The sequence below is a fragment of the Pseudoalteromonas holothuriae genome (assembly GCF_945859825.1).
Lineage (GTDB): Bacteria > Pseudomonadota > Gammaproteobacteria > Enterobacterales > Alteromonadaceae > Pseudoalteromonas > Pseudoalteromonas holothuriae.
On sequence record NZ_CAMAPC010000015.1, the window covers coordinates 52,803 to 66,079 of the forward strand.

Genomic DNA, 13,277 nt, shown 5'->3' on the forward strand with positions numbered 1-13,277 from the left:
TACTCGCTTTTTATATACAGATTAAAGGTACTAGTTAGCGCGCGTTTCCAGTTCTGCAACTATTAACGTAAAGGTGCGCAGTTCATCGCCTCTGTAAACTTCAAACTCAAGGCGAGTGCCAGGGCGTGTATTACCAATGAACTTGAGAGTTCGTTGTGGATTGGTTACTGGTTCACCTGCTACTTTGACGATGATATCATGCTCTTGCATACCAGCTTGCCAAGCAGGACCCAATGGGTCTAAGTCACTCACTCTTAAACCAACAATTCGGGTATATAAGTCGGTCACTTCTTTACCTGTGCTATCTACTGCAGCACCACGAAAGCCTAAATAGCCGCGCACTACTCGACCATCGAGAATAAGCTTTTGCATTACTTCTTTGGCTAGCTTATAAGGAACTGCAAAAGAAATTCCCTGAATATCAATATTATAGCGTGTGCGAAATTGTGCTGACGTTATACCGACTAAAACGCCATTAGAGTTCACTAAGGCGCCACCTGAGTTACCAACATTGACCGCAGCATCCATTTGCAACAGGTTATTGTATGGGCTGTCGGTCAGAGTTTGCTTTCCTGTAGCACTGACAACGCCTTGGGTAATGGTTTGACCTAAATTTAGTGGATTACCAATAGCGAGCACTATATCGCCTACTCGGGGGCTAAAATTGTCATCAATGGGGATGACTGGTAAGTGTTGTGCATTAATCTTAAGCAATGCTAAGTCTGTTATAGTATCAAAGCCTATGACTTGGACATCATTAAAACGGCGTCCATCTGTGAGAATGACCATGATCTGATCGGCATCATTAACGACGTGATAGTTAGTTAAAATATAGCCATCATGAGACATCAAAACACCCGAACCCAATTCTTGGGTTGTATTGGTACGCATATAGCGTGGAACTGATGAAATACTCTCGGAAAAGATAGTAACAACAGCCGGTGCGGCTTGCTCTACGGCATCTGCGAAGCTCATATGATTGCTGGTATAATGACTTGTTACGTCAAATTTAGGCAATATCGTACTTTTTAAGTTTGGCGAAAACCAAATAATGAGAAAAGCGATACACAATCCCGCAAATAGCGGTGGGAGTAAAAAACGGATCAGTTTTAGCACGAGCGCAGTCTTAATAGTTCTTAAAGGTTTATCATGCACAAAGAAAAACACAGCGGCAAGTGCCACTGTGTTTTTAATACAAACTTATATTATTGAATAAGTAAAAATACAGAGTCTCGGCCACGTTTAATGCCTAAGACAATGTTGCCTTGAATGTCATCTATGAGGTTACTCATATCACGTATACTGTCGATACGTTGACGGTTAACCTGCATGATAACATCACCTTCTTCAAGGCCAACTCTTGCTGCAGGGGAGCGAGGTTCAACGGATGTGACTACCACACCTTTATTGCCATTTCTTTGGCCACTCTCAAGGACTGCACCGCGTAGCATAGGGTGAACTTTGTCCGCAGGAGCCTGTGCTTCACCTTGACCTTTAAGAGTAACTTCAATGGAGCGATTGCGGCCTTCTCTATAAACACCTAGCTCGACAGTTCGGCCTTCACCAATGGTCGCTATTTTACTGGCTAGTTCGGCAAAGCTGTGAATAGCATCGCCATTAACACTAGTAATAACATCATTAGCTAATATTCCAGCTTCGGCGGCGGCAGACTCTGTAATGACGCGTGCAACATAAGCACCTTGTTTGACATCAAAACCTTGTGCTTTAGCAATACCAGCATCAAGTGTACGCCCTTCAATACCTAAAGAGCCTCGACGAACTTGACCAAACTCGACGATTTGGTCAACTAGGTTTTTCATCATGTTAGATGGAATGGCAAAGCCAATACCAACATTTCCACCAGAAGCACCTAAGATTGCTGTATTGATACCAATTAGTTCACCTCGTAAGTTGACCAGCGCACCACCGGAGTTACCTTGGTTAATTGCAGCATCCGTCTGAATGAAATCTTCATAACCCTCTATATTTAAGCCGCTACGACCAAGGGCGCTTATGATCCCAGAGGTGACGGTATGGCTTAAACCAAATGGATTGCCGATTGCAACAGCAAAGTCACCAACACGTAATTTGTCAGAGTTTGCTAGGCTGACTTGTGTTAAGTCATCACCATCAATTTCTAATAACGCGATATCTGATTCTTTATCTGTGCCGACTAGTTCGGCTTCAAACTCGCGGCCATCTTCAAGCGTAACAATAATTTTTTCTGCATCAGCGATCACGTGGTTATTGGTAACCACATAGCCTTCACCTGCATCAATGATTACCCCAGAGCCTAATCCACTGAAGGGGCGTTTTTGACTACGAGGCTGCGGTTTGCCAAAAAAGTAATCAAATGGGTCAACACGGCGGCGAACTTCTTTTGCGCCTGAAACTTGAATGCTTACAACGCCTGGTGTAACACGCTCAAGCATGGGGGCGAGTGTTGGCATGGTTTGTCCATCTACCGCCATGGGTAATTTGGCCAAGGCAGTATTGGGGCTAACAAGAAGGGAAGTTGATAAAAGTGCTGCTGTTAATAACGATAATTTCAATTTCATAGTCAGAAAATACTCCGCAATAAGCATTAATGCATTGAAAAGGCAAACGCTTTAAAGATGCTTGTTTGCCATTTCGCTATTGTAAAAACTATACTTACTGACTATGGGGTCAAAAAAAAGTTCATCAAGAGGCTTTTGACTGCTCAACTTCTAACCGCTCTCCTGAAAATAACCCACTTTCGCCATCTACATAATCGCTTGGCTGGGCCACTCCTGTATTAGCTCTATCATTGCGACGACGTTCAGGACGACTTTTCAATGAAGCGTGCAGTTGTTCGGTTGTTTCTTTAGAAAAAAATGGGTCGCTTGGATGATTTGGTTTTTCCGTTAAAAGCACTTGGTTAGTCTCTTCAACATGTTGGATTAGCTGACTATAGCTATCTTGCATTTTGCCCATTAACTTTTTGGTATTTGCTAGGTGATCGGCTACTTCTTGGCGATATTGTTCAAGTTCATGTTTAGCTTGCTGAGTTTGTTGTTCAAGATCGTCGTGTTTAAATTGCTTTTTAGTCCATACAGAGCCGAGGAAAAATGCGGCAATAGCAATAACTATGATAAGTCCCATCCAGGCAAATGAGGTCATATATCTCTCCTAATAAAATCGCGAAGCACGTAAGTTGTAAAAACTGGGTGAGTTTGCGATGAATGATAAAATCTAATGATAAGCTAAATATACGCTTAGAATCGATGCGTGTTAATATAATATGCAAATAAAAACGCAGAACTGTGTAAATAATTATGACACCTTGGGAAAAATATCAGCAAGATTTGCAGCGTGATGACTTTCAATACGATAGTGCGCAAGAAAATGCCGTAAAGCACTTACAGCGGTTATACGATGATTTAACGTCAGCGCCAAAACAGCCGACAGGGTTATTTGCTAAGTTATTTAGTAAATCAAAACCGCAAGCTGTGAAAGGGTTGTATTTTTGGGGGGGGGTTGGGCGAGGGAAAACGTATTTAGTCGATACGTTTTATGAAGCACTGCCGAGTACACGCAAAATGCGTGTACACTTTCACCGTTTTATGCATCGAGTTCATGATGAACTTAAGCTACTTAATGATGTAAAAAACCCTTTAGAAGCGGTCGCTGACAAGTTTAAGCAAGAAACTGACATTATTTGCTTTGATGAATTTTTTGTACAAGACATAACCGACGCGATGTTGCTTGGTGGCTTGATGCAAGCCTTGTTTGCAAGAGATATTGTGCTAGTTGCAACCTCTAATATTGTGCCAGATGAACTTTATCGCAATGGTTTACAGCGTGCACGTTTTTTACCGGCGATTGAATTAGTCAATGCCAACACTGAAGTTGTGAATGTAGATTCAGGTATTGACTATCGCTTGCGCACGTTAGAGCAAGCGGAAATTTTTCATAGCCCTTTAGATGCCCAAGCAGATAAAAATCTATTTGAATACTTTGATAAGCTGTCTCCAGAGCCTGGTCAATTGGATGAAAAAATAGAGATTGAAGGGCGCTTAATTCAAACTCGCAAAGTGTCTGATTGTATCGTTATGTTTGACTTTGCCCAGCTATGCGAAACAGCTCGCTCGCAAGTAGACTATATGGAAATTAGCCGCCTTTATAATACGGTGATCTTATCCAACGTAAAGCAATTGGGCCAGCATAATGATGACGCGGCAAGGCGCTTTATCGCATTGGTAGATGAGTTTTACGAACGCAATGTAACATTGATTATCTCTGCGGCAGCTCCTATCACTGAACTTTACACACAGGGTACATTGAACTTTGAATTTAAACGTTGCATTAGTCGATTGCAAGAAATGCAATCATTAGAGTACTTAGCTCGCGAACATCTTGCATAACGAGAAAATAGTTTAAATGACTACTGAACAGAAAACAGGGTAAAGTTTTTTGTAGAAAAAACAATCTCACGCTAGTCAAGGCTAGTTAGAGTTGCTATAATCCGCGGCCTGCCACGTTGCGTTCTATTGCCCTCGTCGGCTTAGCCACTGACTTGAGCGGCAAAAAAGTCTTAAACTCGAAGGGGTTAAAGCACTCATATAGTAAGCGGTAATCTTGTTGATTACTTGTGGTTTTAAATTGAAAACATTGGATTTTTTAGATGAAAACGTTTGTTGCTAAACCAGAAACTGTAAAACGTGACTGGTACGTAGTTGACGCTGAAGGTAAAACTTTAGGTCGCATCGCTACTGAAATCGCTTCTCGCCTTCGCGGTAAGCATAAAGCTGAGTATACTCCTCATGTAGATACTGGTGATTATATCATCGTTATCAACGCTGAAAAAGTTACTGTAACTGGTAACAAAGCAAAGGATAAAATATACTACGCGCACACTGGCTTCCCGGGCGGTCTTAAGTCTGTGAACTTCGAGAAACTTCAAGCTAAAAAGCCTGAGATGATCATCGAAAAAGCGGTTAAAGGCATGTTACCTCGCGGTCCTCTAGGTCGTGAAATGTACCGTAAGCTTAAAGTTTACGCTGGTAACGAGCACAACCACGCGGCACAACAGCCGCAGGTTCTAGACATTTAAGGAGCACACTCATGGCAAATCAATACTACGGTACAGGTCGTCGTAAAAGTTCAAGTGCTCGCGTATTCTTACGCCCAGGCACTGGCAGCATCGTAATTAATCAGCGTTCTATCGAAGAGTACTTCGGTCGTGAAACTTCTCGTATGGTTGTTCGTCAGCCTCTAGAGCTAGTTGAAATGACAGAGAAGTTTGACCTTTACATCACTGTTGAAGGTGGTGGTATGACTGGTCAAGCTGGCGCAATCCGCCACGGTATCACTCGTGCACTAATGGAATTTGACGAATCACTTCGTCCAAACCTTCGTAAAGCTGGCTTTGTTACTCGTGACGCTCGTAAAGTTGAACGTAAGAAAGTTGGTCTTAAGAAAGCACGTAAGAAGACACAGTTCTCAAAACGTTAATTATTTACGTTTCAGAATTCAAAAACCCAGCTTTATGCTGGGTTTTTTGTTTTTTACTTTAGTATCTATCAATTGCAGGCTTTATAAACTCGACAGGAAAAACCGATTTTTTTGCTTGAATAATGAACCATTTTGCTAATGCTTGGTTTTCAAAATAAAAAAAGTGCAATATTTACGGTATTTAGTGCAAATCTGTCGATAACTCAGCGTATTTTTTTGCTACAATTGCATGGCAAGTAAAGTGAGCGAGTTTCAAACCCTTATTTGATGGTTGTAAAGCCTCAGTTGAGGTTGATCTTGGTCAGTATATTGTTTTTTGATTGGCGTATCATATTTCATCGGCCTCATGCTCAAAGTAACCTAGCTAACTTATGTTCGGGTTTATTAGGGCATGGGACTGTAATAACCTTGTTTTAATCAAGGGATTTATTTATGATCGCGTCTATTTTGTAGTTTCTTAAAATTAACCTGCTGTAACTGATGTTCTCAATATAGCAAGTGTTGAGAATCATAGTGGAGATAAGTGGATGAGCAATGCGCCTGTAGACAATGGCCGACGTCGCTTTTTAACCATAGCTACCTCTGTTGTTGGTGGTGTTGGTGCGGCTGGGGCTGCTGTTCCTTTTATTGCGTCTTGGAGTCCAAGTGAGCGAGCTAAATCTGCAGGTGCGCCTGTAGAAGTAGATATCAGTAAACTTGAGCCAGGACAATTAATTCGTGTTGAGTGGCGAGGCAAGCCTGTTTGGGTTGTTTTTCGTACGCCAAAAATGCTTGAACAAATGAAGGTTCATGAAGGTCAACTTCGAGACCCTGCATCTGATGAGCCTCAACAACTAGATTCAGCTAAAAACCCATATCGTTCTAAGCGCCCAGAAATATTTGTGGCGGTTGGTATTTGTACTCACCTTGGCTGTTCACCTAGCTTTTTACAGGGTGGGTTTGGTGAAAAGGTTGAAGGTACAGAGGATGGTTTCTTCTGCCCGTGTCACGGTTCTAAGTTTGACATGGCTGGTCGAGTATTCCAGTCTGTTCCGGCACCGTTGAACCTTGAAGTGCCACCGTATACCTTTATTGATGACACCACAATCATTATTGGTGAAGAAGAAGGGGTTGCGTAATGTTTGGTAATATTATCAACTGGATCGATGAACGTATTCCAATGACTCGCGTCTGGAATATGCACATTGCTCAATATCCGGCACCAAAAAACTTTAATTTTTGGTACTTATTCGGCTCTCTAGCCATTCTTGTTTTAGTAAACCAGATTTTAACCGGTATATGGTTAACTATGAACTATGTACCATCAGCAGAGGGAGCATTTGCTTCTGTTGAATATATCATGCGTGATGTTGAGTATGGTTGGTTACTTCGATATCTGCACTCAACAGGTGCTTCAGCGTTCTTTATTGTTGTTTACCTGCACATGTTCCGTGGTATGATCTACGGTTCTTATCAAAAACCGCGTGAGCTACTGTGGTTATTTGGTATGCTTATTTTCCTTGCACTCATGGCTGAAGCTTTCATGGGTTACTTATTACCTTGGGGACAAATGTCTTTTTGGGGTGCGCAGGTAATTATTTCACTGTTTGGGGCTATTCCTGTTATTGGTGATGATTTGACGCTTTGGATCCGTGGTGACTATGTTATCTCTGGTGCAACGTTAAACCGCTTCTTTGCATTACACGTTATTGCATTGCCACTGGTGTTAGTTATTTTAGTTTTCCTACATATTGTAGCACTGCATGAAGTGGGCTCAAACAACCCTGATGGTGTTGAAATTAAACGCAAGAAAGGCAGTGTCGCGGAAGAAGATAAGCCTAAGTTCAAGTTTCATGAATACTACACTGATAAAAAAGATATTGTCGATGCAATACCATTTCACCCTTATTACACAGTAAAAGATATTTTGGGTGTAGCAGGATTTTTAATTCTGTTTTGTTGGGTTGTATTTTTTATGCCTGAAATGAATGGTTTCTTCTTAGAAGCACCAAACTTTGAAGCGGCAAACCCACTTAAAACACCAGAGCATATTTTCCCTGTTTGGTATTTTACGCCATTCTATGCAATATTACGTGCTATCCCTGATAAGCTCATTGGTGTTATTGCAATGGGTGCGTCAATTGTTGTACTTGCGTTATTACCTTGGATTGACCGTGGCAAAGTTAAGTCGATTCGCTATCGTTGTGGCTTTCATAAGTTAAACATAGCTCAGTTTGTGGTAACGTTCGTTATTCTTGGTTGGATTGGTGCAACTCCACAGACAGACTTTAAAACTCTGCTATCGCAAATTACTACAGTGACATACTTCATGTTCTTCGTATTGCTTTTTGTATACTCGAAGAATGAAACGACCAAACCATTGCCAACGAGGTTGACGAAATGATGAAAAAGCTAGTTATCGGTTTATTCGCATTGTTGCCAACGTTTGCAATGGCAGCGGGTCCATCAGTGCCTTTGATGGACGCTGGCAATGATTTAACAGACAAAGCGTCATTACAACGTGGTGCAAAGTTGTTTATGAACTATTGTCTTGGTTGTCACCAAATGCAATATCAGCGTTACGAGCGCACGTTCAGAGATATTGGTATTCCTACAGAGATTGGTGAAGCAGAGCTTATCTTTGATGGTTCAAAAGTGGGTGGCCACATATTGAACGCAATGGAAGAAGATGATGCAGCTAAGTGGTTTGGCGCAGCTCCACCAGATTTAACGCTGGTTGCTCGTGTGCGTGGTGCTGACTGGATTTATACATACCTGAAATCTTTCTATAAAGATGACTCTCGTCCGTTTGGCGTAAATAATACTGTTTTCCCATTAGTGGGTATGCCGCACGTTTTACAAGAGTTACAAGGTTTACCAATGCCAATTACTGAAGAAGTAGAAGAGCATGGTAAGACAGTAACTAAAGTCGTGGGCATCAAAACTGATGGCTCGGGTGAAATGAGTACTGATGAGTATGATCAAGCTGTACGAGATCTTACTAACTTCTTAGCGTATGTCGGTGAGCCTTCTCGTCTTCAGTCGGAAGCACTCGGTATTAAAGTGTTAGGGTTTTTAGTTATTCTATTTATCCTGGCGTTTTTCTTGAAGAAAGAATACTGGAGAGACGTTCACTAAGTTGAACATTTCTAAGGTAATTTTGTAATAGGGGCTTTTGCCCCTATTGCTGTTTAAAGTGATTTATTACTTTTTGTAATTATTAATGGAGGTAGGCATGGCCGTTGCTGCCAATAAGCGCCCTGTAATGACTCTTTTCTCTGGTGCAAACTGCATGTATAGCCATCAAGTACGTATTGTACTGGCTGAGAAAGGGGTAAGTGTTGATATTCACCTAGCGGAAAAGGATAATCTGCCAGAGGCTCTACATGAGATAAACCCTTATGGTACTGTTCCTACTTTGATCGACCGTGAATTAGGTTTATACCAAGCGGATATCATCATGGAATACCTTGACGAGCGTTTCCCACATCCACCTTTAATGCCTGTCTACCCTGTAATGCGTGGCCGTAGCCGTTTAATGATGCATCGCATTGAAACTGATTGGTACAGCCTAGCAGCTAAAATTGCTCAAGGTGGTGCAGAAGAAGCGCAAGCGCGTAAAGAATTAACTGAAGCATTACTTGCTGTTGCGGCTATTTTTACAGAAGCACCTTACTTTATGAGTGAGGAGTTTAGCTTGGTGGATTGCTATTTAGCACCATTGCTTTGGCGTTTACCACAATTAGGCATTGAGCTTAATGGTACAGGCGCAAAAGAGCTTAAAGACTATATGCTGCGTTTATTTGAACGTGACTCATTCCAAGCCTCATTAACAGAAGCAGAACGTGAGATCAGAGCATAATGACACCTAATCGCCCATATTTACTGAGAGCCTTTTTTGATTGGATAGTTGACAATGAGTGTACACCTCATCTCGTTGTGAACGCTGAATATCCAGCTGTTCAAGTGCCTACGCAGTTTGTACAAGATGGGCAGATTGTGTTGAATATCAGCCCTTCAGCTGTGACTCAATTTGCTATAGACAATCACCAATTGAGCTTTAATGCACGCTTTGGTGGTCAACCTATGCAGGTGTATGTGCCTATCGCTGCAGTACTGGCAATCTATGCACGTGAAAATGGTGAAGGTACTGTATTCACGCAAGAAGAGTTTTCTGAAGAGCAAGTGCAAGAAACGCCAGAGCCGCCAGTTACAGCAGAATCAGAAAAAAGCGAGCCAGAAAAGAAAAAGGGATCACATTTAAGAGTGATCAAATAACCTTTTACTTATTGCTTATCTTGATTAGTAAAAACCTGCTTTAAGCAGGTTTTTTTATGTCGAACTTTGAGTGTATTATAAATATTCAAATGCTTTAACTACACGAGTCACACCGTTAACATGCCTCGCTATATCTACGGCTCTATTAGCTTCAGCTTGGCTTACTAATCCCATTAAGAACACTTCACCATTTTCCGTAACTACTTTGATGTTGTTGCCACTTACATCATCGGCTGCCAATAGCTTGGTTTTTACTTTAGAAGTAAGCCAAACATCATGGGTTTGTGTTGCAACACCAATGTTACTGATGACGCGCAGCTGATTATGTATTTGGCGAATTGCAGGAATGCTTTTTAATGCATGTTGCGCTTGTTGCTTCATTTCAACATTGGCAACTTGGCCAACCATTAATGCAACGCCATTAACACTAATTAGGCTGATATTTGCATGATCAGCTAAGCGCTCGATATTGCGAATTGCTATCATTCCTTTGATTTCGATATTGTTATCATCAAGCTGAGAACCAATTGTTCGGCGGTCGTCAGCAGCTGAGATTGCACCAGCAGTGCCTGCAACAACCGCTGCTGCACAGCCTTGTAGTAGCAATGCACCTAAAAGTACCGCAACAGGTCTAATTAGCATTATTGCTCTCCTTGGGGAAATAAGACGTCATCAATTAATTGGCTTAGGCAATGAGTAATGAATAAGTGCGATTCAACGATACGACTTGGGCGCTTACTTGGCACTCGTATCTCTACATCATTAGGTCCTAATAGACCAGTTAGCTCGCCACCATCATCGCCAACAAGTACTAATACTTTCATGTCTTTGGTCAATGCAGCTTCTGTGGCACTTACGATGTCTTTTTCATTGCCATTTACAGCAATAACTAACAGCAAATCACCTTGTTGCGCGAATGCTCTTACTTGCCGTGCAAAGCGGTCAGTATCATCTACAGTTGCTTGGTTACCGAGTTGTACTGAGGCCTGAGTCAGTGCGACAGCGGGCAAGCAAGGGCGTTCAGTTTCATAAAAGTTAACTAATAAGCCTGCCATATGCTCAGCTAGCATATGGCAGCTATTTACACCACAACATAGTAGTTTATTACCATTTATTAAACCTTGCACAATCGTCAAAGCGGCTGACTCCAGCGCATCGGGTAGCACTTCACCTGCAGCAATTTGTGCTTGAATACTTTCTGTAAAAATACTCTTGATAGATTCTTGCATACTAAAAAACGTTTTTAATCCATTGTATATTAGGAGGGTTTTGGCCCTCAATTGCGACAAAGTCTACGCGCAATGGTGCATTATGCAACTGTTGTGCGCTCAAGTAGTGATAAATACTACGTCTAAGTCTTTGTTGTTTGGTATGACTTAGGGCAGATAATGCACCACCAAAATGCTTCGATTGTCGATATTTTACTTCAACAAAGACCCAGCTATTTGCATCTTGCATAATTAAATCAATTTCTCCAAATGGGCAATAGTAATTTTTTTGTATAAAAACAAGCCCTTGATTGATTAAATAAGCTTTAGCTAGCTGTTCGTAGTGATTACCTTTATCTTTGCTACTTTTGAATAGTCCTTTAAACATGGGCGTCCTGCCTAATTAAGTGTTTGTACGTCTTCCATCTCTGTTTGGCGCATAAATAGCGGCGCCGGAGGTGTTTCATCGAGTCTGACTATACGGATTTTGTTCTTTCGATATTGAGCCCAGCTTAACCTGCGCGTTAGGGTATTATCACGTTTTATACTGAGTTGACCTGTTAAGCCACTAAACTCTTTACCTGGAATGCGTGCTAGCTGCTTGATATGTGGTATCAATCTAATTGAGTCGTATGCCATAGCAAATAGACGTTGTTCAATATCTGCTTGCTCAGGCCATAACTCAAGATATTGTTTTCTTAGCCCGTTTTGTTGTATCGCATCAGGCAGCATCCATGGTTGCTCGGTAAAGTATAGGCCTTCTAAGTCGCCTTTATCAGTACTATCGATTCTGCGGCTATAGCTTCTTGAGGTAGCATATAAAGGTATGCGTTCAGCAAAGGTGCTAACATTAACGTCCAAATAGGGTTTTAGTAATCGAGTTTCTGTCGCATCACCTAAAATATAAACCACATCAATATCGCCTCGAGAGCGAGTTTCACTTTCAACCTCTTCTCTAAACAAAGACTTTATTGATTTAATTCGTTGTTTTGACTCATCCACTTCCAGTAAATCAGCTACGACCTTGGCCATATTTTTACTATCAGTGTAAAGCCCAACTTCAGGTTTGGCTTCGCTGAACCTTTCCCATTGCTGTTGAAAATGGTTAATCAGGCGGTGACCTGAGTTATTGTCAGGGGCAAGCAGCATAGGTTTTTGGTATTCTTTGGATAAAAAGTGTACTAATGCTTGCTCAACTTCATGTTCTGGGTTGAGTGCAAAGTAATAATGCTGTGCCATATGGGTTAGCTGGCTGGGTGTATTTAAATAAATAGTGGGTAACGCAGTAACAATATTGCTACTTGCAAGCTTATCAATATTACTTTTTAACAGAGGGCCGATAACAAAGTCGACTTGATTCAAAGCGAGTGCTTGCTCAATTTCTTCAATACTTTGTGTTTCGTCAATAAAAAATACCTCTGTGATATTTTGCTTATCGAGCGCGGCCAAAAAGCCATTTTTGAGCGCTCGACCAAAGCGTTCGCTATTGCCTGATTGTGGCAATAAAATAGCGAGTCGTTGTGCGTTATATGGTACTAAGCTAACGGCAGTTGATACTTTCTCTGGCAATAAGTAACTGGCTGGGTGGTTGACAAAACGGCGCTGCCAGTTATTAAGTGCTTGATGTAGTTGCACACCCATTCCAAGATAAACGAGTTGATACTTCGCAAGTTTAATCCAGCCTTGCTGAATAACAGAGCCTGAGTTGAGTTTTTCTAACGCGAAAGATGAAAGTTGTTGCAAAGCCTGCCATAGCTCATCATTAAGCCCAGAAAGAGTAAGGTTATTTTGTGCGCTTAGGTTTGCAGCATTAAAAAAATAGTGCAAAGCTTGATTAGGTAACCCTTCAGATGCATAAATACTACCAATTAAATATTGGTGCCATGCTTGGTGCTCTGGTAACGAGAGTTGTTGTTCAAGATTTCTTAAAATTGCTAACGCGGCACTTGAGCGACCTTGCTGTTTACGAGCAAGGGCAATATATAGCCTATTTTGTACGTGATCGACACTCATTTTACTTTCAAGTGCGAGACTTACTTGCTCTAATACGCGCCATTGCTGATTGCTAATGGCTGCATCTCGCGCTAAATACAGTAGCTGAATTCTGTTTACACCCTGCTTAGTCTTGGCTTTTTCAAATAAGGCTAGTGCATTAGACGTGTCTAATGCATCCTTTGTTTGCTGATTTTTTGGCTTGGCATTCTCTGTAGGTACTTTTTCAGTTGTACTACAGGCTGATAACCCCGACAATATAGCGATTACAAGACTAATTATTTTCAGTCGCACAACAACGCCCTAATTGATTTATTTTCTAAGGGCTATCTTACTGACTGAACT

Annotated in this window: 15 protein-coding genes; 8 read left to right on the plus strand and 7 right to left on the minus strand. The window is 41.5% G+C overall.

What is annotated here, in order from left to right:
- Window positions 1-30: 30 nt before the first annotated feature.
- The 3 genes from OCI93_RS15960 to OCI93_RS15970 all read right to left on the minus strand — a co-directional run bounded on the left by OCI93_RS15960 (window position 31) and on the right by OCI93_RS15970 (window position 3,141).
- The gene (locus OCI93_RS15960; protein WP_261594557.1) at window positions 31-1,116 is read right to left on the minus strand and encodes a trypsin-like peptidase domain-containing protein; all 1,086 of its coding nucleotides are present in this window, start codon (window positions 1,114-1,116) and stop codon (window positions 31-33) included.
- 89 nt (window positions 1,117-1,205) lie between these two features.
- The gene (locus OCI93_RS15965) at window positions 1,206-2,558 is read right to left on the minus strand and encodes a DegQ family serine endoprotease (protein WP_261594556.1); all 1,353 of its coding nucleotides are present in this window, start codon (window positions 2,556-2,558) and stop codon (window positions 1,206-1,208) included.
- Between the two features lie 124 nt (window positions 2,559-2,682).
- Window positions 2,683-3,141: a Z-ring associated ZapG family protein gene (locus OCI93_RS15970; protein WP_261594555.1), complete on the minus strand. Its 459-nt coding sequence runs from the start codon at window positions 3,139-3,141 to the stop codon at window positions 2,683-2,685.
- A 155-nt stretch (window positions 3,142-3,296) separates the two neighbouring features.
- On the opposite strand from OCI93_RS15970, the gene zapE reads away from it, so the two are divergent.
- The 8 genes from zapE (at window position 3,297) to OCI93_RS16010 (ending at window position 9,732) form a co-directional block, all read left to right on the plus strand.
- On the plus strand, window positions 3,297-4,385 hold the full coding sequence (gene zapE / locus OCI93_RS15975) for a cell division protein ZapE (RefSeq protein ID WP_261626813.1): 1,089 nt from the start codon (window positions 3,297-3,299) through the stop codon (window positions 4,383-4,385).
- A gap of 260 nt (window positions 4,386-4,645) precedes the next feature.
- The gene (rplM, locus tag OCI93_RS15980; protein ID WP_261594553.1) at window positions 4,646-5,074 is read left to right on the plus strand and encodes a 50S ribosomal protein L13; all 429 of its coding nucleotides are present in this window, start codon (window positions 4,646-4,648) and stop codon (window positions 5,072-5,074) included.
- An 11-nt stretch (window positions 5,075-5,085) separates the two neighbouring features.
- Window positions 5,086-5,475 carry a 30S ribosomal protein S9 gene (rpsI, locus tag OCI93_RS15985; RefSeq protein WP_261594552.1) on the plus strand — a complete coding sequence of 130 codons (390 nt, stop codon included), beginning with the start codon at window positions 5,086-5,088 and terminating at the stop codon, window positions 5,473-5,475.
- 527 nt (window positions 5,476-6,002) lie between these two features.
- Window positions 6,003-6,593 carry a ubiquinol-cytochrome c reductase iron-sulfur subunit gene (gene petA / locus OCI93_RS15990; RefSeq protein WP_261626814.1) on the plus strand — a complete coding sequence of 197 codons (591 nt, stop codon included), beginning with the start codon at window positions 6,003-6,005 and terminating at the stop codon, window positions 6,591-6,593.
- Window positions 6,593-7,858, plus strand: a complete 1,266-nt coding sequence (locus OCI93_RS15995) for a cytochrome b (protein WP_261594550.1) — start codon at window positions 6,593-6,595, stop codon at window positions 7,856-7,858. Before petA ends, OCI93_RS15995 begins: the two co-directional genes overlap by 1 nt.
- Entirely contained in the window at window positions 7,855-8,592 is a 738-nt protein-coding gene (locus OCI93_RS16000; RefSeq protein WP_261594549.1) for a cytochrome c1, read from the plus strand. Before OCI93_RS15995 ends, OCI93_RS16000 begins: the two co-directional genes overlap by 4 nt.
- A 97-nt stretch (window positions 8,593-8,689) precedes the next feature.
- The gene (sspA, locus tag OCI93_RS16005) at window positions 8,690-9,316 is read left to right on the plus strand and encodes a stringent starvation protein SspA (RefSeq protein WP_261594548.1); all 627 of its coding nucleotides are present in this window, start codon (window positions 8,690-8,692) and stop codon (window positions 9,314-9,316) included.
- Window positions 9,316-9,732 (plus strand): ClpXP protease specificity-enhancing factor, encoded by a 417-nt coding sequence (locus OCI93_RS16010; protein WP_261594547.1) that lies wholly within the window; start codon window positions 9,316-9,318, stop codon window positions 9,730-9,732. Before sspA ends, OCI93_RS16010 begins: the two co-directional genes overlap by 1 nt.
- A 75-nt stretch (window positions 9,733-9,807) precedes the next feature.
- Here the strand turns inward: OCI93_RS16010 and OCI93_RS16015 are convergent, their stop codons facing one another.
- From OCI93_RS16015 to OCI93_RS16030, 4 genes are read right to left on the minus strand one after another with little or no spacing between them, the layout of a single operon-like run.
- Complete coding sequence (locus tag OCI93_RS16015) at window positions 9,808-10,374, minus strand: BON domain-containing protein (protein WP_261594546.1); 567 nt, start codon at window positions 10,372-10,374, stop codon at window positions 9,808-9,810.
- Entirely contained in the window at window positions 10,374-10,961 is a 588-nt protein-coding gene (locus OCI93_RS16020; protein WP_261594545.1) for an SIS domain-containing protein, read from the minus strand. Before OCI93_RS16020 ends, OCI93_RS16015 begins: the two co-directional genes overlap by 1 nt.
- 1 nt (window position 10,962) lies before the next feature.
- Entirely contained in the window at window positions 10,963-11,328 is a 366-nt protein-coding gene (locus OCI93_RS16025) for a YraN family protein (RefSeq protein WP_261594544.1), read from the minus strand.
- An 11-nt stretch (window positions 11,329-11,339) separates the two neighbouring features.
- Window positions 11,340-13,226 carry a penicillin-binding protein activator gene (locus OCI93_RS16030; protein WP_261626815.1) on the minus strand — a complete coding sequence of 629 codons (1,887 nt, stop codon included), beginning with the start codon at window positions 13,224-13,226 and terminating at the stop codon, window positions 11,340-11,342.
- Window positions 13,227-13,277: the final 51 nt, after the last annotated feature.

Excerpts from the sequence above, each read along its gene's own strand:
- OCI93_RS15965 (WP_261594556.1), bottom strand. The coding sequence starts at position 2,558 with ATGAAATTGAAATTATCGTTATTAACAGCAGCACTTTTATCAACTTCC.
- OCI93_RS15970 (WP_261594555.1), bottom strand. The coding sequence starts at position 3,141 with ATGACCTCATTTGCCTGGATGGGACTTATCATAGTTATTGCTATTGCC.
- zapE (WP_261626813.1), top strand. The coding sequence starts at position 3,297 with ATGACACCTTGGGAAAAATATCAGCAAGATTTGCAGCGTGATGACTTT.
- rplM (WP_261594553.1), top strand. The coding sequence starts at position 4,646 with ATGAAAACGTTTGTTGCTAAACCAGAAACTGTAAAACGTGACTGGTAC.
- rpsI (WP_261594552.1), top strand. The coding sequence starts at position 5,086 with ATGGCAAATCAATACTACGGTACAGGTCGTCGTAAAAGTTCAAGTGCT.
- petA (WP_261626814.1), top strand. The coding sequence starts at position 6,003 with ATGAGCAATGCGCCTGTAGACAATGGCCGACGTCGCTTTTTAACCATA.
- OCI93_RS15995 (WP_261594550.1), top strand. The coding sequence starts at position 6,593 with ATGTTTGGTAATATTATCAACTGGATCGATGAACGTATTCCAATGACT.
- OCI93_RS16000 (WP_261594549.1), top strand. The coding sequence starts at position 7,855 with ATGATGAAAAAGCTAGTTATCGGTTTATTCGCATTGTTGCCAACGTTT.
- sspA (WP_261594548.1), top strand. The coding sequence starts at position 8,690 with ATGGCCGTTGCTGCCAATAAGCGCCCTGTAATGACTCTTTTCTCTGGT.
- OCI93_RS16010 (WP_261594547.1), top strand. The coding sequence starts at position 9,316 with ATGACACCTAATCGCCCATATTTACTGAGAGCCTTTTTTGATTGGATA.
- OCI93_RS16015 (WP_261594546.1), bottom strand. The coding sequence starts at position 10,374 with ATGCTAATTAGACCTGTTGCGGTACTTTTAGGTGCATTGCTACTACAA.
- OCI93_RS16020 (WP_261594545.1), bottom strand. The coding sequence starts at position 10,961 with ATGCAAGAATCTATCAAGAGTATTTTTACAGAAAGTATTCAAGCACAA.
- OCI93_RS16025 (WP_261594544.1), bottom strand. The coding sequence starts at position 11,328 with ATGTTTAAAGGACTATTCAAAAGTAGCAAAGATAAAGGTAATCACTAC.